Origin of the sequence: Nonomuraea sp. NPDC049607 (genome assembly GCF_040675375.1) — a bacterium.
Classification (GTDB): Bacteria; Actinomycetota; Actinomycetes; order Streptosporangiales; family Streptosporangiaceae; genus Nonomuraea.
Genome location: NZ_JBFAOV010000049.1, coordinates 11738 through 34156 on the forward strand (window position 1 = coordinate 11738; position 22419 = coordinate 34156).

The 22419-nt window shown below is 74.8% G+C and carries 18 protein-coding genes; 8 read left to right on the forward strand and 10 right to left on the reverse strand.

Going from position 1 to position 22419, the window contains the following annotated elements:
* Nucleotides 1–20: 20 nt before the first annotated feature.
* Together AB0J97_RS46730 and AB0J97_RS46735 are read right to left on the reverse strand one after the other, a co-directional pair.
* A complete protein-coding gene (locus tag AB0J97_RS46730; protein WP_364102454.1) occupies nt 21–1277 on the reverse strand; it encodes an erythromycin esterase family protein in 1257 nt (418 codons plus the stop codon).
* Complete coding sequence (locus AB0J97_RS46735; protein ID WP_357707503.1) at nt 1270–2436, reverse strand: acetate/propionate family kinase; 1167 nt, start codon at nt 2434–2436, stop codon at nt 1270–1272. The genes AB0J97_RS46730 and AB0J97_RS46735 overlap by 8 nt, the downstream gene beginning before the upstream one ends.
* Nucleotides 2437–2569: 133 nt before the next feature.
* On the opposite strand from AB0J97_RS46735, the gene AB0J97_RS46740 reads away from it, so the two are divergent.
* From AB0J97_RS46740 to AB0J97_RS46755, 4 genes are all read left to right on the forward strand, one after another.
* Nucleotides 2570–3082, forward strand: a complete 513-nt coding sequence (locus tag AB0J97_RS46740; protein WP_357707504.1) for a 2Fe-2S iron-sulfur cluster-binding protein — start codon at nt 2570–2572, stop codon at nt 3080–3082.
* Entirely contained in the window at nt 3079–4050 is a 972-nt protein-coding gene (locus AB0J97_RS46745) for a xanthine dehydrogenase family protein subunit M (RefSeq protein ID WP_364102458.1), read from the forward strand. Before AB0J97_RS46740 ends, AB0J97_RS46745 begins: the two co-directional genes overlap by 4 nt.
* Nucleotides 4047–6068, forward strand: coding sequence for a xanthine dehydrogenase family protein molybdopterin-binding subunit (locus AB0J97_RS46750; RefSeq protein ID WP_364102461.1), 2022 nt, complete (start codon nt 4047–4049; stop codon nt 6066–6068). Before AB0J97_RS46745 ends, AB0J97_RS46750 begins: the two co-directional genes overlap by 4 nt.
* A 66-nt stretch (nt 6069–6134) precedes the next feature.
* The gene (locus AB0J97_RS46755; protein ID WP_357707512.1) at nt 6135–6632 is read left to right on the forward strand and encodes a DUF6328 family protein; all 498 of its coding nucleotides are present in this window, start codon (nt 6135–6137) and stop codon (nt 6630–6632) included.
* Here the strand turns inward: AB0J97_RS46755 and AB0J97_RS46760 are convergent.
* The 7 genes from AB0J97_RS46760 to AB0J97_RS46790 all read right to left on the reverse strand — a co-directional run bounded on the left by AB0J97_RS46760 (nt 6584) and on the right by AB0J97_RS46790 (nt 14413).
* Nucleotides 6584–6898, reverse strand: coding sequence for a monovalent cation/H(+) antiporter subunit G (locus AB0J97_RS46760; protein WP_357707629.1), 315 nt, complete (start codon nt 6896–6898; stop codon nt 6584–6586). The genes AB0J97_RS46755 and AB0J97_RS46760 overlap by 49 nt on opposite strands.
* Before the next feature lie 5 nt (nt 6899–6903).
* Entirely contained in the window at nt 6904–7164 is a 261-nt protein-coding gene (locus tag AB0J97_RS46765; RefSeq protein ID WP_357707514.1) for a monovalent cation/H+ antiporter complex subunit F, read from the reverse strand.
* Complete coding sequence (locus tag AB0J97_RS46770; RefSeq protein ID WP_357707515.1) at nt 7161–7703, reverse strand: Na+/H+ antiporter subunit E; 543 nt, start codon at nt 7701–7703, stop codon at nt 7161–7163. Before AB0J97_RS46770 ends, AB0J97_RS46765 begins: the two co-directional genes overlap by 4 nt.
* Nucleotides 7700–9268, reverse strand: a complete 1569-nt coding sequence (locus AB0J97_RS46775) for a Na+/H+ antiporter subunit D (RefSeq protein WP_357707517.1) — start codon at nt 9266–9268, stop codon at nt 7700–7702. Before AB0J97_RS46775 ends, AB0J97_RS46770 begins: the two co-directional genes overlap by 4 nt.
* A gap of 21 nt (nt 9269–9289) precedes the next feature.
* Nucleotides 9290–10108: a Na(+)/H(+) antiporter subunit C gene (locus tag AB0J97_RS46780; RefSeq protein WP_364102466.1), complete on the reverse strand. Its 819-nt coding sequence runs from the start codon at nt 10106–10108 to the stop codon at nt 9290–9292.
* Entirely contained in the window at nt 10105–12876 is a 2772-nt protein-coding gene (locus AB0J97_RS46785; protein ID WP_364102469.1) for a Na+/H+ antiporter subunit A, read from the reverse strand. Before AB0J97_RS46785 ends, AB0J97_RS46780 begins: the two co-directional genes overlap by 4 nt.
* A 133-nt stretch (nt 12877–13009) precedes the next feature.
* The gene (locus tag AB0J97_RS46790) at nt 13010–14413 is read right to left on the reverse strand and encodes an alpha/beta hydrolase (RefSeq protein ID WP_364102472.1); all 1404 of its coding nucleotides are present in this window, start codon (nt 14411–14413) and stop codon (nt 13010–13012) included.
* Between the two features lie 127 nt (nt 14414–14540).
* Between AB0J97_RS46790 and AB0J97_RS46795 the strand changes: the two genes are divergently transcribed.
* Nucleotides 14541–14909, forward strand: coding sequence for a hypothetical protein (locus tag AB0J97_RS46795; RefSeq protein ID WP_364102475.1), 369 nt, complete (start codon nt 14541–14543; stop codon nt 14907–14909).
* 44 nt (nt 14910–14953) lie between these two features.
* On the opposite strand, the gene AB0J97_RS46800 is transcribed toward AB0J97_RS46795, so the two are convergent.
* Nucleotides 14954–15373 carry an SRPBCC family protein gene (locus AB0J97_RS46800; protein WP_357707529.1) on the reverse strand — a complete coding sequence of 140 codons (420 nt, stop codon included), beginning with the start codon at nt 15371–15373 and terminating at the stop codon, nt 14954–14956.
* 179 nt (nt 15374–15552) lie between these two features.
* Here AB0J97_RS46800 and AB0J97_RS46805 point away from each other — a divergent pair, with 179 nt between their 5' ends.
* The 3 genes from AB0J97_RS46805 to AB0J97_RS46815 are packed head-to-tail and all read left to right on the forward strand — an operon-like array spanning nt 15553 to nt 22378.
* Complete coding sequence (locus AB0J97_RS46805) at nt 15553–17127, forward strand: TIGR02677 family protein (RefSeq protein ID WP_364102478.1); 1575 nt, start codon at nt 15553–15555, stop codon at nt 17125–17127.
* Nucleotides 17124–18311: a TIGR02678 family protein gene (locus tag AB0J97_RS46810; RefSeq protein ID WP_364102481.1), complete on the forward strand. Its 1188-nt coding sequence runs from the start codon at nt 17124–17126 to the stop codon at nt 18309–18311. Before AB0J97_RS46805 ends, AB0J97_RS46810 begins: the two co-directional genes overlap by 4 nt.
* Nucleotides 18308–22378: a TIGR02680 family protein gene (locus AB0J97_RS46815; protein ID WP_364102484.1), complete on the forward strand. Its 4071-nt coding sequence runs from the start codon at nt 18308–18310 to the stop codon at nt 22376–22378. The genes AB0J97_RS46810 and AB0J97_RS46815 overlap by 4 nt, the downstream gene beginning before the upstream one ends.
* Nucleotides 22379–22419: the final 41 nt, after the last annotated feature.

Below are 22419 nucleotides of genomic sequence, written 5' to 3' on the forward strand. Positions count from 1 at the left end.
CACCTGCCACCGACAGTCCGTCACATGGCGCTGGGATAGGTCTCCGGCTCGACGTCGTCCCAGGGCTCGGCGTGCAGCGGGTGCAGGGCCTCGGTGACGTCCAGATAGATGAAGGCGTCGTAGCGGTCGCCGAGCGCGGTGGGCACGTAGTTGCCCCACTTCTCGCGCTCGGGCCGGTAGACCACGCCGATCGCCCGGTGGTCCAGCGGCTGGTCGAACCAGTGCGGACGGGGCCGAGGAGGCGTCACGAACAGGGCGCGCTCGCCTCCGAGCGCGTCGTGCAGCAGCGCCTCCAGCGATCCGGGCCTGGCCGGCGGGACGGGCATGACGTGCGCCCGCGTGCCCCAGCCCGCCCCGGCCACGACCGTCCCCCGGTAGCCGCCGAAGCCGACCAGGACGACGTCCTCGCCGTGCCGCTCGCGGGCCAGCTGCCCGAGGTTGGTCATGCCCGCGGCGGCCATGTCGGTGGCGCGGGCGTCGCCGACGTGCGTGTTGTGCGCCCACACCACGCCCTTGGCCTCGTGGAAGGCGGTCAGCCGGTCCAGGGTGTCGGCCATGTGCACGTCCCTGATGTTCCACGAGTCGGGGCCGCCGCCGACCATGGCGCGGTAGTAGCTCTCCGCCCCGGCGACGACCTCGGCGTTCTGCCGGGCCGCGAAGCCGTCGTCGTCGGCGGGCGCGGCCGCCACGAGCGCCCTGAGCAGCTGCACGACCTCGTTCTCGCAGGAGTCGGGGACCAGGCGGGTCTCCAGGCCGTACCGCTGAGGGTCGTGGCCGTAGGACTCGAAGCAGTACAGGGCCTCCATCACCGTGTCCAGCTGGTCGGGCAGGTTGTCGGCGGCGTAGCGGCGCACGGCGCGCAGGGACTCCCACAGGCTGTAGACGTCGAGGCCGTGGAAGCCGACGCGCTCCGCCGGCGGCAGGGCCGAGTTCCAGCGGCGCAGCCAGCGGCAGAACTCGGCGACCTCCTCGTTGGCCCACATGAACGCGGGCCAGCGCCGGTAGGCGTACAGGGCGTCGAAGGGGTCCTCGCCGTCGCGGGTGACCGCGCGGTCGACGCGCTCGCAGTCGGGCCAGTCGCCCTCGACGGCGACGAACCCGAAGCCCTTCTCGGCGATCAGGCGGCGGGTGAGGGCGGCCCGCCAGGTGTAGAAGTCGTGCGTGCCGTGACTGGCCTCGCCGATCAGCACGAGACCGGCCTCGCCGACGCGGTCCAGCAGCGGGTCGAGGTCCTGTTCGCCCGACAGCCGCAGCGCCGAGCGGGTGACGTCATCCATAGCCGTCCTCCTCTGCCGGCCGGAAGACGCCCAGGCATTCGCGGGCGAGCTCCAGCTCCTCGCGCACCTGGACGACCAGGACGGGCACGGCGGCGTCCGGCCCGCTGACCGGCCCGTCGTCGTGCCGGTTGCCGAGCTCGGGCGGCCGCACGCCGAGCAGCCCGAGACGGCGGCAGACCGCCTCGCGCACCTCGGGCTGGTCCCACCCGATCTCGCCGGTGAACACCAGCGCGTCGATCCTGGGCAGCGACGTGGCGGCGGCGGCGATCTCCCGGCTCACGCGGTGGCAGAACACCTCCAGGGCCAGGGCGGCCTCGGCGTCGCCGGCGCGTTCCGCCTCGACCAGCTCGCGGGTGTCGCCCGACCGGCCGCCGGACAGCCCGAGCAGCCCGGAACGGCGTTGTAGGCCCTCGCCCAGCTCGTCGGCCGACAGGTGGCCCTGCGACAGCAGCCACATCAGCATCCCGGGATCGACGCTGCCCGAGCGCTTGCTCATGGGGACGCCGTCCAGCGGGGTGAACCCCATCGAGGTGTCCAGGCTGCGCCCGCCCGACACCGCGCACACCGACGAGCCGCCGCCCAGGTGGGCCAGCACCAGCTCCAGCTCGGCGAGCGGCCGGCCGAGCAGCTCGGCCACCCGGTCGGCGGTCCAGGCGTAGGACAGGCCGTGGAAGCCGTAGCGGCGCAGGCCGTACCGGTCGCGCCACTCGCGCGGCAGGGCGTAGACCGCGGCGGCGTCGGGCAGGCCGGCGTGGAAGGCGGTGTCGGGGCAGAGCACGTGCGGCACGGCGGGAAGCTGCTCGCGGGCCGCCTCCAGCAGCGCCAGCGCGGGCGGCAGGTGCAGCGGCGCCAGGCTCACGACGCCCCGCAGCGCCTCCACGGTCTCGTCGTCGGCGAGGGTGGGCGCGCGTACGACGTCGCCGCCGTGCACCAGCCGGTGCGCCACCGCCCGGATGTCGCGGTCGAAGTGGCCGCCGAGGAAGGCCGCCAGCTCCTCGCGCGCCGAGCCCGGGTCGGCGGCCCGCTCGGCGTGCGCGCTGTCCAGCACGCAACCGCCCTGCACGAGGTCGAGACGCAGGCTCGACGACCCCGCGTTGACGGTGAGCACCGCCTCGGACTCCGCCACCTGCTCGTCGAACTCGTCGAACGCTCGCCCCATGCACCCCTCCGCGGCCCGACTCCTCCTCCCGGCTACCCGCCGCCGGGGGGCCGACACCTGGACACCGTCACCTTTACCGCCACATGTCCGAGCCCGTGATTGTCCGGGGCGGCGGCCGGGTAGGCGAGCGCCTATGGACATCACCGAGCAGGTAGGCGTGCAGGTAGACGTGCAGGTCAACGGCGTGCCGCACACCGTGGCCGTCGATCCCAGGATCTCCCTGCTCGACCTGCTGCGCGAGCGGCTCGGCCTGACCGGCTCCAAGAAGGGCTGCGACCACGGCCAGTGCGGCGCGTGCACGGTGCTCATCGACGGACGCCGGGCCAACTCCTGCCTGGCGCTGGCCGTGGCGGTGGACGGCTGCGAGATCACCACCGTCGAGGGGCTGGCCTCGGGCGAGGAGCTGCACCCGCTGCAGGCCGCGTTCATCGAGCACGACGCCTTCCAGTGCGGCTACTGCACGCCGGGCCAGCTCTGCTCGGCGGTCGGCATGCTGGGCGAGCCGGGGCCGAGCGCCGTCACCGCCGACCTGCTCCTCGATCCCGGCCTGACACCCGAGGAGATCAGGGAACGCATGAGCGGAAACCTGTGCAGGTGCGGCGCCTACCCCGGCATCGTGGCCGCGATCGGCGAGGTGGCCCCGTGAAGCCGTTCGACTACGCCCGCGCCCAGAGCCCGTCGGACGCGGTCAGCAGGTACGGCCCCGGCACGATGTACCTGGGCGGCGGCACCAACCTGGTCGACCTCATGCGCCTGGGCGTGGCCGCGCCCGACCACCTCGTGGACGTCAGCCGCCTGCCGCTGGACGCCATCGAGCCCGTACGCGACCGGCTGCGGATCGGCGCGGCCGTGCGCAACAGCGACCTGGCGGCCGACCCGCTCGTCCGCAGCCGTTACCCGATGCTCTCCCGGGCCGTGCTGACCGGCGCCTCCGGCCAGGTCAGGAACATGGCCACGGTGGCCGGCAACCTGCTGCAACGCACCCGCTGCCCCTACTTCCAGGACGTGACCAGGCCGTGCAACAAGCGTGAGCCCGGCACCGGCTGCCCCGCGATCGAGGGCGACCACGCCAACCTGGCCGTCCTCGGCGCCTCCGACGCCTGCGTGGCCACCCACCCCTCCGACATGGCCGTGGCGCTGGCCGCGCTCGACGCCGAGGTGCACGTTACCGGCCCGGCGGGCGACCGGATCATCCCCATGCCCGGCCTGCACCGCCTGCCCGGCGACGCGCCCGAGCGCGACACCGTGCTCGACCCCGGCATGCTGATCACCGCCGTCGAGCTGCCCGCGCCGCCCCCGGGCGCCTCCCTCTACCGCAAGGTCCGCGAGCGGGCCTCGTTCGCGTTCGCGCTGGTGTCCATCGCCGCCGTGCTCGACGTGCGCTGGGACGGCGTGGTGACCGAGTGCCGCATCGCGCTCGGCGGCGTGGCCCACGCGCCCTGGCGGGCCGAACGCGCCGAACGGGCGATCATCGGCGGCCCGGCCACCGGCGAGGCGTACCTGCGGGCCGCCGAGGCCGAGCTCGACCAGGCCCGCCCGCTGCCGCGCAACGCGTTCAAGCTGCCGCTGGCGCGCAACCTGATCGTCCGCACGCTGGAGGAGCTGACGCCGTGAACCGCATCGAGGGGCGCGTCAAGGTCACGGGGCTGGCCACGTACGCCGCCGAGTACCCGGTCGAGGGGGTCGCCCACTGCTACCCGGTGCAGGCCACGATCGCCAGGGGCCGGGTGGCGCGGGTGGACGCGGACGCGGCGCTGGCCATGCCGGGCGTGCTCACCGTGCTGTCCGTCGAGGACCCGCCCGGCCTGTCCGGGGACGCCGACCCCGAGCTGGCGCTGTTCCGCGGCCGGGACGTCGTCTACCGGGGCCAGCTCGTGGCCGCCGTCGTCGCCGGCACCTACGACGAGGCCCGCGCCGCCGCCGACGCCGTACGCGTGACCTACGAGCCGCAGGCCCACGACGTACGGCTGCGCGCCGACCATCCGGACCTGTACCGGCCGGACGTCGTCAACCCGAACCTCGCACCGGACACCGAGAAGGGCGACGTGGACGCCGGGCTGGCCGCCGCCGCGGCGACCGTCGACGTGACGTACACGACGCCGCCCCTGCACAACAACCCGATGGAGCCGCACGCCGCGGTGGCCCTGTGGGCCGAGGACGGCCGGCTCCTGGTCTACGACGCCACCCAGGGCACCAGCGGCGACCGGGACACCATCGCCGCCACCTTCGGCCTGCCCGCCGAGCGGGTGCGGGTGGTGTCCAGGCACGTCGGCGGCGGCTTCGGCTCCAAGGGCACCACCAGGCCGAACGCCGTGCTCGCCGCCCTGGCCGCCAGGGCCGCCGGCCGCCCGGTCAAGGTCGCCTTCACCCGGCAGCAGATGTTCGACCTCACCGGCTACCGCACGCCCACCGTCCAGCGGCTGCGGCTCGGCGCGGACGCCGACGGCCGGCTCACCGCGGTCGAGCACACGGCGTACGTGCAGACCAGCAGGCTCGTGGAGTTTGCCGAGCAGGCCGCCGCCCCCGCCCGCGTCATGTACGCCACGCCCGCGCTGCGCACCGCCCACCGGGTCGTCCGCCTCGACGTGGCCACCCCGTCCTGGATGCGCGCCCCCGGCGAGTGCCCCGGCATGTACGCCCTGGAGTCGGCGATGGACGAGCTGGCCGAGGCGGCCGGGATCGACCCCGTCGAGCTGCGGATCGTCAACGAGCCCACGACCGAGCCGGAGAGCGGGCTGCCGTTCAGCTCCCGCAGCCTGGTGACCTGCCTGCGCGAGGGCGCCCGCCGTTTCGGCTGGGACCGCCGCGACCCGGCGCCCGGCGTCAGGCGCGAGGGGGAGTGGCTGGTCGGCACCGGCGTGGCCGCCTCCACCTACCCGGCCAGACGCGGGCCGTCGCGGGCCACCGCGACCGTGCGCGACGGCGACTTCGTCATCCGCGTGGCCGCCGCCGACATCGGCACCGGCGCCAGGACCGTGCTCACCAGGATCGCCGCCGACTGCCTCGGCGTCGCCCCTGACCGGGTGCACGTCGAGCTCGGCGACAGCGACCTGCCCCAGGCCCCCGTCGCGGGCGGGTCGATGGGCACGGCGTCGTGGGGGTCGGCCGTCGTCCGGGCCTGCGAGGCGCTGCGGGCCGACGGCGGCGAGGGGACCGCCGACACCGCCAAGGAGGTCAAGGCCGACGAGGAGCTGGCCCGGCACGCCTTCGGCGCCCAGTTCGCCGAGGTCAGGGTCAGCTCCGTGACCGGCGAGATCCGCCTCTCGCGGCTGCTCGGCGTGTTCGCCGCCGGACGCATCCTGGACGCCAAGCTGGCCAGGTCGCAGTTCGTCGGCGGCATGACCATGGGCATGGGGATGGCCCTGCTGGAGGAGACGCTGACCGACGACGAGTTCGGCGGCTTCCTGCACCGCGACCTGGCCCAGTACCACGTGCCGGCCTGCGCCGACGTGCCGGAGATCGAGGCGGTCTGGATCGACGAGCAGGACGGCCTGCTCAACCCGATGGGCTCCAAGGGCATCGGCGAGATCGGCATCGTGGGCACCGCCGCCGCGATCGGCAACGCCGTTCACCACGCCACCGGCAGGCGGGTGCGCGACCTGCCCATCACGCCCGCCAAAATCCTGGCCTGACCCTCGCGAAGCAGGTTTCGACCGGCCTCCGCCAAGGAAGAGGAGAACATCCAACGAGGAGGCCGAGTGAAGAACGAGTCGCACGAGGAGCGCGCCGACCGCAACTTCGTCGAGCTGCTGCAGGGCGCCCGCGTCGCGGTGACCGGCGTGCAGGTGCTGTTCGCGTTCCTGCTGACCGTGCCCTTCTCGCCCGGCTTCGTCAAGCTCGACCAGACCGACCGCTGGCTCTACTTCGCCGCGCTGGTCAGCGCCGCGATCGCGTCGATCTGCTACATCGCGCCGACCGCCCAGCACCGCGTGCTGTTCCGGCAGGGCCACAAGGAGACCCTGGTACGCCGGTCCAACACCTACGGCCTGTTAGGCGCGCTCGCCCTGGTCGTGTCGATGACCACGGCCACCATGCTGGTGATCGACTACCTGTTCCACTCCACCCTGGCCTGGATCACCGCCGGCATCCTGGCCGGGCTGGCCGCCTGGACCTGGTTCGGCCAGCCCGCCCTCGACCGCAGGAACGATCAGTCCTCCTCCGAGGGCGGCATCTCGGTCTCGTCCCGCGACGACTGACGCGAATAGGCCGCCCGCGCCACCATGTACGCCGCCACCGACACGGTGATCACCTGCGAGGCCCCCACGATCAGCAGCGGCCCGGCGTTCCACCAGGTGGGCCGGTGCAGCCACATCGCGACCAGCACCAGCAGCACGCTGAGCACCTGCGGCTTGGTCCCGGCGTGCATGCGGTCGAGCGTCGTGCGGAAGCGCACCAGCCCGGCGCCCGCCGACAGCGCCAGCCCGGCCCCGAGCACCAGGCAGGCCGCCGCCGCGACGTCCATCCCGCTCACCGCGACCGCCCCGGGAAGAACCGGGCCAGCGACACCGACCCCACGAACCCCAGCAACGACAGCACCTGCAACACCGGCAGGTCCGAGTAGTCGTCCCTGACCACCGCGAACAGGCCCACCGCGCACATCGACAAGGACGTCAGCACGTCCAGGGCGACCGCGCGGTCCAGCATCGAGGGCCCGCGTCCCACCCGCCACAACGCGGCCGCCGCCCCGCAGGCCAGCAGCGCCATCGTCACCAGGTACACCGCCGTCACAGCAGCTCCTCCCGGTCGGCGCGGGTCCCGAACGCGGCCACGATGCGCGACTCCAGCCCGGCCACGTCCCTGCGGACCGCGTCCGGGACGCCCTCGCCGGCCAGCCCGAGCACGTGCAGCATCAGCTCTCTCCTGTCCATGTACGCCTCCACCACCAGGCTCCCCGGCACCGTGGACAGCGCCACCATGATCATCACGGTCATCGACTCCGACGACGTGCGCAGCGGCACCAGGACCAGCCGCGTGGGCGGCTCGCCCGGACGCACCACCCACAGCACCACCCGCGCGGTCGAGAGCACCAGGTCCCACCCGAACCACAGCAGGAACCGCACCAGCGGCAGCGGCCGCACCCTGATCCCCGGGTCCAGGACGGGCAGCGGCAGCAGCCAGGCCACCACCAGCGCGGTCGCCAGCCCGCCCAGCACGTTGCCGGCCGACACCTCGCCCCACAACGTCACCCACACCAGCGTCAGCCACGCCACCAGCGGCAGCGGCACCCGGCGGCCGAACAGCCGCGGCGCGAGCGGGTTCGCGCTCACCGCGGCGTCCCCAGCACCGCGGCGATGTACGTCTGCCGCTCGCTCAGCTCCGCGGCCACCCGCTGCGTCAGCGCCGCCAGCGGCCCGGCCAGCACCGTGAACGACAGCCCGAACGCCACCAGCGCCGCCGTCGCGCCCAGCAGCACGGGCGGCAGCGCGGTCGTCGTCACCACCGGCTCCTCACCCGTCGCCTCCTCGCTCTCCATCACCTGGCCGGCCCGCTCCTCGCGCGGCGCCCGCCAGAACGCCTTGCCCCACGTCTTGGCGATCGCGTACAGCGTCAGCAGGCTCGTGACCAGGCCGCCCGCCACCAGGACGACCGCCGCCGGCCCGCCCTTGGCCAGGCCCGCCTGCACCAGCAGCAGCTTGCCCAGGAACCCCGACATGGGCGGGATGCCCGACAGGTTCATCGCGGGCACGAAGAACAGCACCCCCAGCAGCGGCGCGGTCCTCATCAGCCCGCCGAGCCGGTTGACCGACGTGGTGCCGGTGCGCCGCTCGATCAGCCCCGTCACCAGGAACAGGCTCGTCTGCACGGTGATGTGGTGGACGATGTAGAACACCGCGCCCGCCAGGCCCGCCACCGTCGACAGCGCCACCCCGAACACCATGTAGCCGATGTGGCTGACCAGCGTGAAGGACAACATGCGTTTGATGTCGGTCTGCGCCACCGCGCCCAGCACCCCGGCCAGCATCGTGGCCAGCGCCACGCACATCAGCAGCGTGGAGACCGGCCCGCCGGGGAACAGCAGCGCCTCCAGCCGGATGATCGAGTACACGCCGACCTTCGTGAGCAGCCCGGCGAACACGGCCGTGGCCGGCGCGGGCGCGGTCGGGTAGGAGTCCGGCAGCCACGCCGACACCGGGAAGATCGCCGCCTTGATCGCGAACGCCAGCAGCAGCGTCAGCTCGACCAGCAGCTTGACCTGCGGGGGCAGCGTGCCGAAGCGCTCGGCGAGCTGCGCCAGCGACAGCGTGCCCGTCGCGCCGTAGGCCACCGCCAGCGCGATGAGGAACAACATCGACGACGCCAGCGCCATCAGCGTGTACGTGGCCCCCGCCCGCATCCTGGACTCGGTCCCGCCGAAGGTCAGCAGCACGTACGAGCCGCTCAGCAGCATCTCGAACGCCACGAACAGGTTGAACAGGTCACCGGCCAGGAACGCGTCCGCGACGCCCGCCACCATCACCAGGAACGCCGGATGGAAGATCGCCATCGGCGCGTCGTGCTCCGCCTCGTCGTAGGCGTTGGCGATCGAGTACACCATCACGCACAACGTCACCGCCGACGACACCACCAGCACCAGCGTCGAGAGCCGGTCGGCCACCAGGCAGATCCCGACCGGCGAGGGCCAGCCGCCGAGCTGGGTCACCAGCGGGCCGTGCGCGTCGGCGTGCGCCAGCAGCAGCACCGACACCGCCAGCGAGATCCCCAGCGTGGTCACGCTGATGGCGGACTGCAGGTGCCGCAGCCGCCCGCCGATCGCCAGCTTGATCCCGGCGGCCAGCAGCGGCAGCAGCACCGGCACGCACACCAGCCCGCGCAGCTCGACCAGGTCACCCATGGGCTCCGCCCCTGCCCGTCACTAGTCGTCGCCCTCCAGTTCGGGGTCGTTCGCGAGCGCCTGGCGGGCCCGCTCCGCGCGCATCGCCGAGCGCATCTGCCTGCGGGCGTCGCGCTGCCTGGCCCTGATGCGCTGCCGCAGCTCCTTCTCGCCGGCCGCCTGCTCGGCCCGCCGCCGGGTGTGCTGGCGCCGCAGCTCCTCGATGCGCTCGGCGTTGTCCCCGGCCGAGGCCTCCTCGCGCAGCCCGGCCTCCTCGAAGCCACGCTGCAGCTCCTCCTCCGACAGCCCTTCGGCCATCCGGGTGCGCATCCACTCCTCCAGCTCGGTGTGCACCCGGGCGATCCGCCGCTCCAGGTCGGCCTCCTGGAGCCGCTCCCGCTCGGCCTGCTCGGCCTCCAGCCGGGCCAGCTCGGCCCGCTGCTCCACGACCAGCCGCCGGTAGTCGTCCTGGCGGGTGCGCAGGGCGTGGCTCAGCTCGCCGCGCCTGGCCCGCAGCCGCACGCGCCGGTCCTCGGTGTCGTCCTGGACCTCGTCGCTGCCGGTGAGCTGCCACGACCGGTGCACCATGGCCAGCACGAACGCCGTCACGCCCAGGGTGATCACGATGGCGGTGAGCACCATCGCCTGCGGCAGCGGGTCGGCCATGGCCCGCACCGGCGTGCTGCCGAGGATGGGTGGCCCGCCCGCGTTGCCGCCCGCGGTGATGATCAGCAGGTTCACGCCGTTGCCCAGCACGACGACCCCGGCCAGCACCCGCACCAGGCTCCGTTCGAGCAGCAGCGTCACGCCCGTCGTGATCATCACGCAGCAGCACAGCAGCGGCGCCAGGGAGATCGTCACGAGCTCTCCTCCGCCTCGATCTGCCGGTCCAGCTCGGCGCCGAGACCGCGCAGCACGTCCTGGACCATGCCGGTGACCGAGACGTACACGCCGAGGTCGAAAACCAGGCCCGTGGACACGTGCAGGGTGCCGACCAGCGGCAGGTGCACATCGGTCGCCAGCATGTCCAGCGCGGCCCGTCCGAACAGCAGCCCGGCCAGCGCCGTGCCGGTCGACATGGTCAGCCCGACGCCCATCAGCACGCCCGCGTGCACCGGGAGCGCCGCGGCCAGCTCGTACCGGCCGCCCGCCAGGTAGCGCACGGTGATCGCCAGCCCGGCCACGATGCCGCCGGCGAACCCGCCGCCGACCCCGCTGTGCCCGACGAACAGCAGGAACACCGAGAGCACCAGCACCGTGTGGAAGGTCAGCCGGGCCACCACCTCGAAGGCGACGGCCCGCTGCCCGCGCGGCAGCGTCGAGGACAGCCAGCGGGTGCGCTCGGCGGGCACCCGGCCGCGGTCGTCCCGCTCGATCTCGTACGTCCTGCGCCGCAGGAACACCAGGCTCGTCACGCCCAGCGTCAGCACGACCAGCACCGTGCTCTCGCCCAGCGTGTCCCAGGCCCGGATGTCGAGGATGATCGCGCTGACGATGTTGCGCGCCCCGGCCTCGCGCGCCGCGGCGGGCATCAGCGACCCGACGGCCCAGGTGCCGCGCGCGCTGGTGGCCAGCAGGCCCGCCCCCGTGACCACCACCCCGACGGCCAGCCCGAGCCCGAACCGGAACAGGCGCGGCAGCCGGGCCCTGACCGGCCTGACCGGCAGCCGCCGCAGCACCAGCGCGAACACCACCAGGACCAGCGTCTCGGCGAGGAACTGGGTCAGCGCCAGGTCGGGCGAGCCGTGCGCGAGGAACAGCAGCGCGGTGCCGTACCCGATGACGCCGACGACCGCGGCCAGCAGGATGTAGGCGCGGGCGAACAGCGCCAGCGCCGCCGCCGCGGTGATCAGCACCGCGAGCACCGGCTGCTCCACGCGTTCCCAGGCGACGACGGGCACGGTCAGGTGCGGCATGCCGCCGTACGTGACGGCGAACAGCCCGACGCCGACCGTGGCGACCAGCGTGAGCACCAGGTAGTCGGGCAGCGAGCCCCGCTGGACGAAACCGGTCGCCTGGATGGCGAAGCGGTCCAGCCGCCGCACGACGGCCCAGTAGATCTGCGTCGAGTCCAGCACGTGCAGCGCCGCGCCCGCCCTGGCCACCGGCTCCCTGGCCAGGAACAGCAGCACGCCGGCCGCCAGAGCCACGGCCGACAGCAGCAGCGCGGGGGAGAACCCGGCCCACATCGCCAGGTGCGCGGCGTGGCCGGGGTCGCGGAAGGTGCCGGTGTAGCCCGACACCGCGCCGCCGTACCAGGGGGCGAAGGGCGCCAGCGCGAGGCCGAGCGCCGACAGCAGCGCGGCGGGCCCGAACATGGCCGCCGCCGTCCGGTGCACCGGCGTGGCCGGCACGCCCGGCTTGGCGGCGAAGGCCCCCCACAGGAACCGCAGCGTGTACGCCGCCGTCAGCGCCGACCCCGCCACCACCCCCGCCAGCACGAGCGGCCGGTCCAGCAGCGCCTCCAGCGCCGCCTCCTTGCCGGCGAACCCCGCCAACGGCGGCAGCCCCGCCATCGACGCCCCCGCCAGCACCGCGACCGCGCACACCCACGGCATCGACCGGCCGACCCCGCTCAGCTCGCGCAGCTCGCGGGTGCCGGTCGAATGGTCCACGACGCCCACGACGAGGAACAGCGCGGCCTTGAACAGCGCGTGCGCCGCCAGCATGCCCACCCCGGCCAGCGCCGCGCCCTGGGTGCCCGAGCCGAACAGCGTCATCAGGAAGCCGAGCTGGCTGACCGTGCCGAAGGCCAGCAGCCGCTTCAGGTCCGTCTCGCGCAGCGCCCGCCAGCCGCCCAGCAGCATGGTCAGCACCCCGAGCGGCACCGCGATGGCCCGCCACAGCGGCACGTCCCCGAACGCCGGCCCGAGCCTGGCCACCAGGTACACCCCTGCCTTGACCATGGCCGCCGCGTGCAGGTACGCCGAAACCGGCGTCGGCGCGGCCATCGCGGCCGGCAGCCACGTGCTGAACGGGAAGATCGCCGACTTCGCCAGCGCCCCGGTCAGGACCAGCACCAGCCCGGCGGCCAGCGGGCCGGCCTGCGGCGGCCGGGCGACGACCCCCGACAGCTCGTACGTGCCCGCCGCCTGCCCGATCACCACGAACCCGGCCAGCATCGCCAGCCCGCCCAGCGTGGTCACCGTCAGGGCCTTCATCGCGGCCCGGCGGGCGGCCCGGCTCTCCGGGTGGTAGCCGATCAGCAGGTAGGAGAAGACGGTGGTCAGCTCCCAGAACACGTACAGCAGGAGCAGGTTGTCGGCTGTGACGAGCCCCAGCATCGACCCGGCGAAGGCGGTCATCGCGCCGCCGTAGCGGCCCAGCCCCTCCTCGTCCGCCGGGAAGTAGCGCGAGCTGTAGACCAGGACCAGCACGCCCACGCCGGTGACCAGCGCCATCATCAGCACGGTCAGCGTGTCGGCCCGGAAGGACAGCTCCAGCCCGAGCGCGGGCGCCCAGGAGGTGTCCTCCCGCGCCGGCAGCCCCCGCACGCCCAGCCACACCGTGTACGCGAAACCGGCGCCGGGCGCCACGGCCAGCAGCAGGAGGGAGGCCCGTCCCATGCGCCGGGCCAGCCAGGGAGCGCAGACCGCCGCGAGCGCGTGCAGGATCAGCAGCGACTCCATGGGCTCCTCGGGCGGGAATTTCCGGCTACGTCCGCCCAATCTCTCCCGCTCGGCCGTGCCCGGCCGCGCAGGCGCGGCCAGGGTTGACCCGAACGTCACCAGTCCCACACCCGCCCATGAGCGGGTGGAGGACTCAGACCTTCGCGCAGGCGCCGGGGCGCGGCGCGCGGGCGGTGATCACGTACCGGTCGATCTGCCGGTCCAGGCAGGATGAGCTGCCCTTGTACGCCGTGTGCCCGTCGCCGTCGTGGGTCAGCAGCACGCCGTGCTCCAGCTGCCCGGCCAGCCGCCTGGCCAGCTCGTACGGCGTCGCCGGGTCACGCGTCGTGCCCACCACCACGATCGGCGGCGACCCGTGGGCGCGCACCTTCCTGGTGAACCGCCTGCCCTTGACCGGCCAGTACGCGCAGCGCTGCTCGGGATGGTCCAGGCAGTTGACGGCCGCCAGCGCCTCGGTGCTGTTGTCGTAGCTCCCGTCGGGACGGCGTCCGTGGTTGACGTCGGCCAGGGCGAGCATGGCCGTGCCGTCGCCCTTGAAGGCGAGGGTGAGCGCCTGGCGCAGGTAGGGCCAGCTGTCCTTGGCGTACATGGCCTGGGTGACGCCGGCGCGCAGGATGGCCTCGTTGACCTGCCTGCTGTCGCCGTCGTTGCGCAGCGGCGCGCGGTCGGCCCGCTTGTAGAGCGCCTCCAGCCGCCTGGTCGCGGCGGCGACGGTGTGCCGGGGGAACGGGCAGTCCGCGGCCCTGAAGCAGTCGCGCAGGAACGACTCGCGCGCCACCTGGAACCCGCGCTCCTGCGCCGCGCCGAACTCGGCGAGCGTCTGGCCGGGGTCCTCGGCGCCGTCGAGCACCATGGCGCGGATCCGGGTGGGGAACAGGTCGGCGTAGCGGGCGCCCAGGTAGGTGCCGTAGGAGAAGCCGAAGTAGGTCAGCCGGGCCTCGCCCAGGGCGGCCCGCATCACGTCCAGGTCGCGGGCGACCTCGCCGGTGCCGACGTGCGCCAGGAGCTGCTTGCCCGAGTTGGCCGCGCAACCCTGGGCGAAGATCTTCGCCCACGCCTTGGCCCGCTTGACCTCGGCCGCGTTGTCGGGGGTGGGGTCGGCGGCGAAGTAGGCATCCAGGCCGAGGGGGGACAGGCAGCGCACGGGGGCCGAGGCGCCCACGCCGCGCGGGTCGAAGCTCACCACGTCGAAGTGCTGCCGGACGGCGGCCGACATGACGGTCTTGTCGGACTTCAAGATGGTCGTTCCGGCGCCGCCCGGCCCGCCGAAGTTCAGCACGATCGAGCCGATCTTCCGGCCGGTCGCCGGCAGCCGGACCATGGCGATGCTGATCCGCCTGCCGCCGGGCCTGGCGTAGTCCAGCGGGACCGCCAGCTTCGCGCACTGGAACCCGCTGCCGCACCCCGACCAGGCCAGGCGCTGACCGTAGTAGGCGTTGACCCCGCCGGGCGTGGCCGCGTCCGCGGTGCCCGCCAGGCCGGCGGCGGCGATCAGACCGGCGAGGACGGGCGAGAGAATCGTGATTAAACGTCGCATAATCAAAAATTGACGGGAATACCTTGCGAGCCCCTTTAAGCAGGGTGGAACAGATCATCTGCAAGAAGCGCGCCAGGCTGGGTATCGAGCAGGTCATCCGCACGACTACCAGGGGGAACAGGCCGCCATGTCGCAGCAGAACCGTCCCGTCGAGGGCGAGCACACGTACGAGCAGCACGTCACCTCGACCGACGAGCACGAAGAGCGGCCCGGCCGCAGCCTCGTCACCACCGACCACGACGTGATCCGCGAATGGGCGCACGAGCGCGGCGCCAGGCCCGCGACCGTGCCCGGCACCGAGCACCAGGGGAGGGCGGGCGTGCTGCGCTTCGACTTCCCCGGCTACGGCGGGGGCGACCTGGCGGAGATCACCTGGGAGGAGTGGCTGGAGACCTTCGACCAGCGGAAGCTGAACTTCATCTACCAGGAGCACAAGAAGGACGGCCGGCAGAGCAACTTCTTCCGGCTGGAGAACCCGGACCGCCAGGACGCCTGACGCCGGAGGGCGGGCCCGCCCCCGTCCTTGGAGGAGCCCGCCGTTCAGCCGCCCTCGGAGACGCGGCGGGTCACCTCGTCGGCCAGCCGGTCGAGCGAGCGGCCGAGCAGCTCGCGCACCTCGTCGGACCTGGCGCTCGTGCCGGGCTCGTCGAGCAGCGACAGGTGGACGGTCACCTCGCTCGTGCCGGCCGCCGAATCGCTCACCTGCAGCCAGCCCGCGTAGTCGGGGTGGTCACGGCCGCCCCACTCCACCCGGAGCTGGTCCTCCTGGGCGCGGAACAGCCCTTCGTGCCGCCCGCTGCCGGGGACCAGGTCGCCGCCCGCCTCGACGGTGCCGGCCCCGCTGTCGTTGACCCACAGCCCCCGCGGCAGCCACCGGTCCATCAGCTCGACGTCGGACGCCACCCCGAACACGATCATGCTGTCGGCCGGCATCCCGCGCGTCGCCTCGAACTCCGCCATCACAGGCCCCCGTTCCCCCCGAATGCCGCCGTACCGGGCGCGGACCGCGCCGCCTGCCGCCGGCAGCCGAACGCGGCGACCATACCCGTGGCATCCGCTCGCAAACAGGCCCTCGCGGGGCCCGTCTCTCCAGCTACGGTGGCTCCGGTGAAACCGTGGCGAGAGGGGAGAACGGCGCGATGACGGAGCTGCCACGAGTGCCGCCGGAGTTGTTCCGGTTCGCCACCACGGAACGGGCGGATCTGCACACGGCCCTCCTCGACGTCCTCGGCACGGCGGCCGAGAACCTGGAGCCCGCGCCGACCGCCGACGAGGTCCGCGACCGCCTGCGCGCCCGCGGCTGGTACGCCCCCGTCGGCGACCACGACCTCACCGGCGCGCTCGGGCAGCTCGCCGGCTGGGGGCTGGTCGAGGTGGTCTTCGACCACGCCGGCGCGTTCGCGACCGCCGAGGAGTACGAACGCCGGAACCTGCGGTACGCGCTGACCGCCCAGGGCGAGGCCGCCCACGCCGGGCTGCGGCAGGCGTCGTCGGCGCCGGCCTCGGCGGGAGCCTTCCACACCGCCGTGCTCGACGCCGTCGCCGACCGGCTGGAGGAGCTGGAGGCGCTGCTGGCCGACCCTGACCCCGGCCGGGACCGGCGGATCTTCACCTGCCTGCGGGAGCTGGAGTGCCACCTCGACGGGCTGCGCCGGGACACCGTTCGGCTCAACGGCGAGCTGCGCGGGCTGCTGCGCGCCGACGGCGCCGACCTTGGCACGTTCCACGAGGCCCAGGCGGCCACGGTCACCTACCTCCAGGAGTTGGTGACCGGGCTGGAGCAGCGCGGCGAGACCGTGGCGCGGGCGCTGCGCGGCGTGGCCGGGCGCGGTGTCGGCGTCCTGCACACCCGCGCGCTGGCCGGCGCCGACCTGCCCCGGGTCCCCGGCGCCGACCTGGCCACCCCCTGGCTGGCCGCCCGCGCCGCCGCCTGGGCCGACCTGCGCCAATGGTTCGACCCGACCGCCCCGGGCACCCCTGAGAGCGGCGCGGGGAGTGGCGTCGGGCCCCGGCTGCGGCGGTTGCACGACGTGGCCAGTGAGGCCATCGCCACCCTGCTCGGGCTGCTCGACCGCGTCACCGCCGCCCGGCTCCCGTCCTCCGGCGCCGCCGCCGACTTCCGCGCGCTGGCCCGCTGGTTCGCCACCGCGCCGGGCGAGGACGACGCCCACCGGCTCTGGGACGCCGCCTTCGGCCTCGGCCCGTCCCGGCACGCCCATCTCGGGCACGCCGACGCCGAGCTCGTCCCGGCCGGGACACCGTGGGCGGAGGCCGGGCCGGTGGCGGTCTCGGCGCTGCTGCGCTCGCGGGGCAGGACCGAGCGCATGGGCCGCACCGGGCGGGTCCGGGACGTGGCCGCCCTGCGCGCCGAGCGCCGCGCCCGCGCCGAGAAGGAGCACGCCGGGCTGGAGGCGGCCTGGCAGGCGCTGGCCACCACCGGCTCGGTACGCCTGTCCCAGCTCGGCGCGCTCGACCACGACACCCTGGGCAGGCTGCTCGACCTGCTGGGCCGCGCCCTGGCCGCCCGCCCCGACGCCACCGGCCTGCGCCGGGCCGTCACCTCCGACGGCCGGGTCGAGGTCGTGCTGCGGGCCCCCGGCGACGGCGCGGTCGCGGTGCTGCGCACGTCCGAGGGCTGGTTCCGCGGCCCCGACTACCTGCTCGACGTGCGCTCCCCGGGCGTACCCGGCCACGGGAGGGCGGAAGGGGCATGAGCCGCCTGGCCAACCAGCTCGTCAGGGCGGAGAAGGAGGAGATCGCCCGCGCGATCAGGACCCTCCTCGCCCGCCCGTTCCTGTCGGCGGACGACGAGCCCGCCGCCTTCGCGGTGATCAGGAAACGGCGGGAGCCGCTGACCCGGTGGTTCGACTACTTCTGCGGCTGGCGGCTGGTCGTCGAGCCCCGCGAGGGCTACGCCCGCCTGGTCAAGGTCGGGTCGCGGCCGGCGGCCACCCGTCCGGCCCGCCGACGCCGCGCGGGCGGGGCGCCGTTCGACCGCCGCCGCTACACGCTGCTGTGCCTGTGCGCGGCCGAGCTGCTCGCCGCGCCGGTCACCACGATCGGCATGCTGGCCAGGCGGGTGGCGCGGGCGGCGGCGGTCGAGGCGGGCGTGCCGGCGTTCGACCCCGTCGGCGCCGACGAGCGGGCCGCCTTCGTCGACGCGCTCAAGCTGCTCGAACAGCACGGCGCGATCACCCCCACGGACGGCGCGACCGACGCCTACCTCGGCGACGAGGAGGCCAAGGTGCTCTACCGCGTGGACACCACCCGCGTGATCAGGCTCCTCGCCGCCCCCGTCCCGCCCTCCCGCCTGCCCGGGGCGGACACGACCGCTCTCACCCTTGAGGTCCGTTACGGCGGTGACGAGCCCACGGAGACCCAGCGTGCCCTGTGGGTCCGCCACTCCCTCGTCCGCCGCCTGCTGGACGAGCCCGTCGTCTACCGCGACGAGCTGACCCCGGCCCAGGCCGCCTACGCCGCCTCGCCCACCGGCCGCCGGATGATCCGCAGGGCCGCCGAGGAGGCCGGGTTCGTGCTGGAGGAGCGCGCCGAGGGCTTCCTGCTGGTCGACACCGAGGCCACCGCCACCGACACGCGGTTCCCCGACGACGGCAGCCACGCCAAGGTCGCCGCCCTGCTCCTGCTCGACCTGCTGGTCACCGCCGGGCCGCTGGCCGCCGCCCGGCTCGACGAGGAGGCCGCCGAGCTGCTGCGGCGCTTCCCCCACTGGGCCAAGGCGTACCGGTCGGAGGGGGGCGCGGCCCGGCTGGCGGCCGACGCGCTGGAGGTTCTCGCGCTGTTCGGGCTGGCCCGCCGTACCGGCGACCGGGTGGCCGCCCTGCCCGCCGGAGCCCGCTACCGGGTCGATCGCGGCCCGGCCGACACGGAGGACGCATGACCCTCACCGAGCCCACGCCCGCGCGCACCGCCCCGGGCACGGAACGGCGCTGGATCCCCGTACGCGCCGGGATCCTCAACGTGTGGCGCTACTACGACGAGGTGTTCGAGTTCCACCGGGGCAGGCTGCTGCTGCGCGGGCCCAACGGCAGCGGCAAGTCCAAGGTGCTCGAACTGCTGCTGCCGTACGTGCTGGACGCCAGCCTCAAGCCCAGCAGGCTGTCCACGTTCGGCGGCACCGAGCGGACCATGCACTGGAACCTCATGGGCGACGGCGCGAACGGCGTCACCCGCGTCGGCTACGTGTGGCTGGAGTTCCAGCACTCCGACGGCCGCTGGTTCACCTGCGGCGCGCGCCTCCAGGCCACCGCCCACACCAAGAACGTCACCGCCGCCTACTTCACCACCGGCTCCCGCGTCGGCCTGCCCGGCGGCGTCCGGCTCACCGGCGACGGCGGCCAGCCGCTGACCAGGGCCCAGCTCATCGACGAGCTGGGCGAGACGGGAACGGTCCACGAGTCCGCCGAGGTCTACCGCGCCGTCGTGCGCCGCACGCTCTACGCCGGGCTCAACGAGCAGCGCTACGACTGCCTGCTCACCGCGCTGCGCCAGCTGCGCACCCCCAAGCTCTCCGAACGCCTCGACCCCGGCCTGCTGTCCGACCTGCTGTCCAGCGCCCTGCCGCCGCTCGGCGAGGGCGAGCTCCACGAGATCGCCGACGGGTTCGAGCGGCTCGACCGGCGGCGCGAGGAGCTGCGCCTGCTCGACCGCGACGTGGAGGAGGCCGACCGGCTCGCCGGCGTCCAGCGCGGCTACGCCCAGAAGGTGCTGCGGGCGGCCGCCGCCGCGGCCCTGTCCGCCGGGCAGGCCGTCGACGCCCTCGCCGCCGAGGCCAAGGCCGGACGCGAGGCGCTGCGGCAGGCCGACGACGAGCTGGCCGCCGCCGCCGTCCGGCTGTCGGAGGAGGAGGCCCAGGAGCTGGCCCTGGCCGCGCAGATCGACGGGCTCAAGGAGAGCGAGGCGTACCGGGCGGGGCGCGACCTGCACCGGCTGCGCACGCAGGCGCAGGAGGCGCACGAGTCGGCGGCCCGGCTGCGCGACCAGGCCGGGGCGGCGGCCCGCGCCGCGTCGGGCAGGCAGGAGCTGTCGCTGCGCGCGGCGGCCGTCGCCCGCGCCGCCACCGGCCTGGCCGACCGCTCCCGCGCCGAGGCCCGCCGGGCCGCCGAACGCGCCGGGCTGCTCGCGGTCCACCTGGAGTGCGAGCGCCCGGTCCCCGAGCCCGAGGGCGGCGGCGTCCTGGCGGAGGGGGAGCGGGGCGACGACGGCGAGGAGGCCGTACGCCGCGCCCGTGAGCTGCTGCGCGCCGCCGTCACCAGCCGCGCCGGCCAGATCCGCGAGGTCAGCGTGGCGGCCGTCGAGCACGAGGAGGCGATCGGCCGCCGCGCCACCGCCGAGCACGACCGCGACCGCGCCCGCGACGACCTGGCGGCGGCGAGCGCCGCCCACGACCTGGCCGGCGCCACCCGCGACGAGCGCGCCCGCGACCTGGCCGCCGCCCTGGAGGAGTGGGCCCGCGGCTGCGTCCAGCTCCGGCTCGACCCCGAGGAGCTGGCGGCCCTCGCCGACCGGCCGGAGCAGGCCGACGAGCTGGTCGGCGCGGCCCGTACGGCGGCCGAGGTCCGGCTGGCCGCCCGCGAGCACCACCTGACCGGCCTGCGCGACCGGCTGCACGCCGAACGCGCCGAGCCGGCCCGCGAACGCGAACGCCTGGCCGAGCTGACCGCGCTGGAGCCGCCCCCCTCGCCCGCCCGCCCCGCCTCCCGGTCGGGACGGCCCGGCATGCCGCTGTGGCGGGCGCTGGCCTTCCGGTCCGGCGTCGACCCCGTCACCCAGGCGGGCGTCGAGGCGGCGCTCGAAGCCTCGGGCCTGCTCGACGTGTGGCTGCTGCCCGACGGCGGCATGGATCCCGGCGAGCACGACGCCTTCGCCGCCTCCGCGCTGGCCCGGCCCGCGCCCGGCCAGAGCCTGGCCGACGTGCTGTCGGCGGAGCCGGGCGCGCCCGTCTCGGCCGGCCGGGTGCTCGCGGGCGTCGCCTTCGCCCCCACGGCGCTCGGCCTCGACCACCCCGCGGCCGTCGGCGCCGACGGCACCTGGCGGCTCGGCCCGGCCGCCGGGCGCTGGGTCAAGCCGGAGCCCTCCTACATCGGCGACGCCGCCCGCGAGCGCGCCCTGCGCCGCCGCGTCGCCGAGCTGGACGACCGGCTGTCCGACCTGGCCGGCACGATCGCCGAGTGCGACCACCTGTTCAGGGTGCTGGCCGGCGACCGCGACACGCTCGCGGCCGAGCTGCGGCGGCGGCCGGACCGCGGGCCGTACGCCGGGGCCGCGCGGGCCCTCGACGAGGCCGTGGGCAAGGTCGCCCTGCTGGAGGACCAGCTGCGCGCGCACGAGCGGCGCCTGCACGAGCGCGAGAAGGAGGCGGCCAGGTCGCTGCGCCGGCTGACCGAACTGGCCGCCCGGCACGCCCTGCCCGCCGCCCGGCCCGCGCTCGACCAGCTGGAGGCGGCCCTGCGCGCCGCCGAGTCCACCGGCGGCGTCTGGCACGACCGGCGCGGCGACGCGCGCGCGGCCAGGGAACGCGCCGGGCAGGCGGCCGAGACCGCCCGCGAGTACCAGGACCTCGCCGTGCGCGCGATGGAACGGGCTGAGGAGGCGGCCGACGCGGCCGTGGTGCTGGCCGAGAAGCTGGCCATCGTCGAGTCCACGGCGGGCGCGGGGGACCTGGACGTGCTCGGCCGGCTCCAGGACGTCCAGACCGCCTACCAGGGCTGCCGCCGCCTCATCCGGACGGTCCACGACGACACGGCCCGGCTCAACGCCCGCCTCGGACGGCTCAAGGGCGAGCTCGGCCGGGCCGAGGAGAAGCACGCGGAGGCCGGACGCGCCCGCGAGGCGGTCTGCGCGCGTTTCCGCCGCCTGATGACCGGCCACCTGCCCGCCGACGCCGGAGTGCCGGCCGGGCTCGCCCCCGACGCCGGGGTGCGGGCGGTGCTGGAGGCCGCCGGGGACGTGGCCGGGCGGCTGGCGGCGGTGCCGTACGAGCGGCGCGACGTCAGGGAGGCCGAGGCGCGCCTGCGGGACGCCTTCCACCACGCCAGGGAGGTCCTGGCCGGCCGGGCCGAGCTGGAGCTGGTCCCCGACGAGGACGCCCAGGTGCTGACCGCCACCGCCGGCGGCGTGCGGGCGGGCGCGGCGGCGCTCGACAGGGCGCTGCGCGACGAGCGCGACGATCGGCGCGGCGACATCACCGAGGCCGAGCGCGACCTGTTCGACCGCACGCTGGCCGGTGACACGCGGCGGCACCTGGCTGACCGCATCCGCCAGGCCGCCGCGCTGGTCGAGGGCATGAACCAGCGGCTCGAACGCGTCCGCACGGCCTCGCGGGTCGCGGTGCGCCTGGTCTGGCAGGTCGACCCCACCCAGTCGCCGGCCACCCGCGCGGCCCGCGACCTGCTGCTGCGCGACCCGGCCGGGCTGGGCGAGGCCGACCGCGAGGCCCTGTACGCCTTCTTCAGGGACCGCGTCGAGGAGGCCCGCGCCGACGACTCCTCGGCCGGCTGGGAGGACCAGCTCATGAAGGTGCTCGACTACACGGCCTGGCACCGGTTCGTGGTGCGCCTCGACCGCGGCGACGGCCAGGGCTGGCAGGACCTGACCAGGAAGCTGCACGGCGCCCTGTCCGGCGGCGAGAAGGCTATCGCCCTGCACCTGCCGCTGTTCGCCGCCGTGGCCGCCCACTACCGGACCGACCCCGGCTGCCCCCGCTTCATCCTGCTGGACGAGGTGTTCGTGGGCGTCGACCGGACCAACCGCGGCCAGGTCTTCGACCTGCTGGTGAACCTCGGCCTCGACCTCGTGCTCACCTCCGACCACGAGTGGTGCGAATACCGCGAGCTTGACGGCATCGCCATCCACCAGCTCATCAGCGGCGACGGCGACGACGCCGTGACCACGGCCCGCTTCGTGTGGAACGGCTACCGGACGGTCCCCACCGAGACCTTTGATTAGAAAGGTTCTTTACTACCAGGGGACGCGTCCGTATGGTGGGG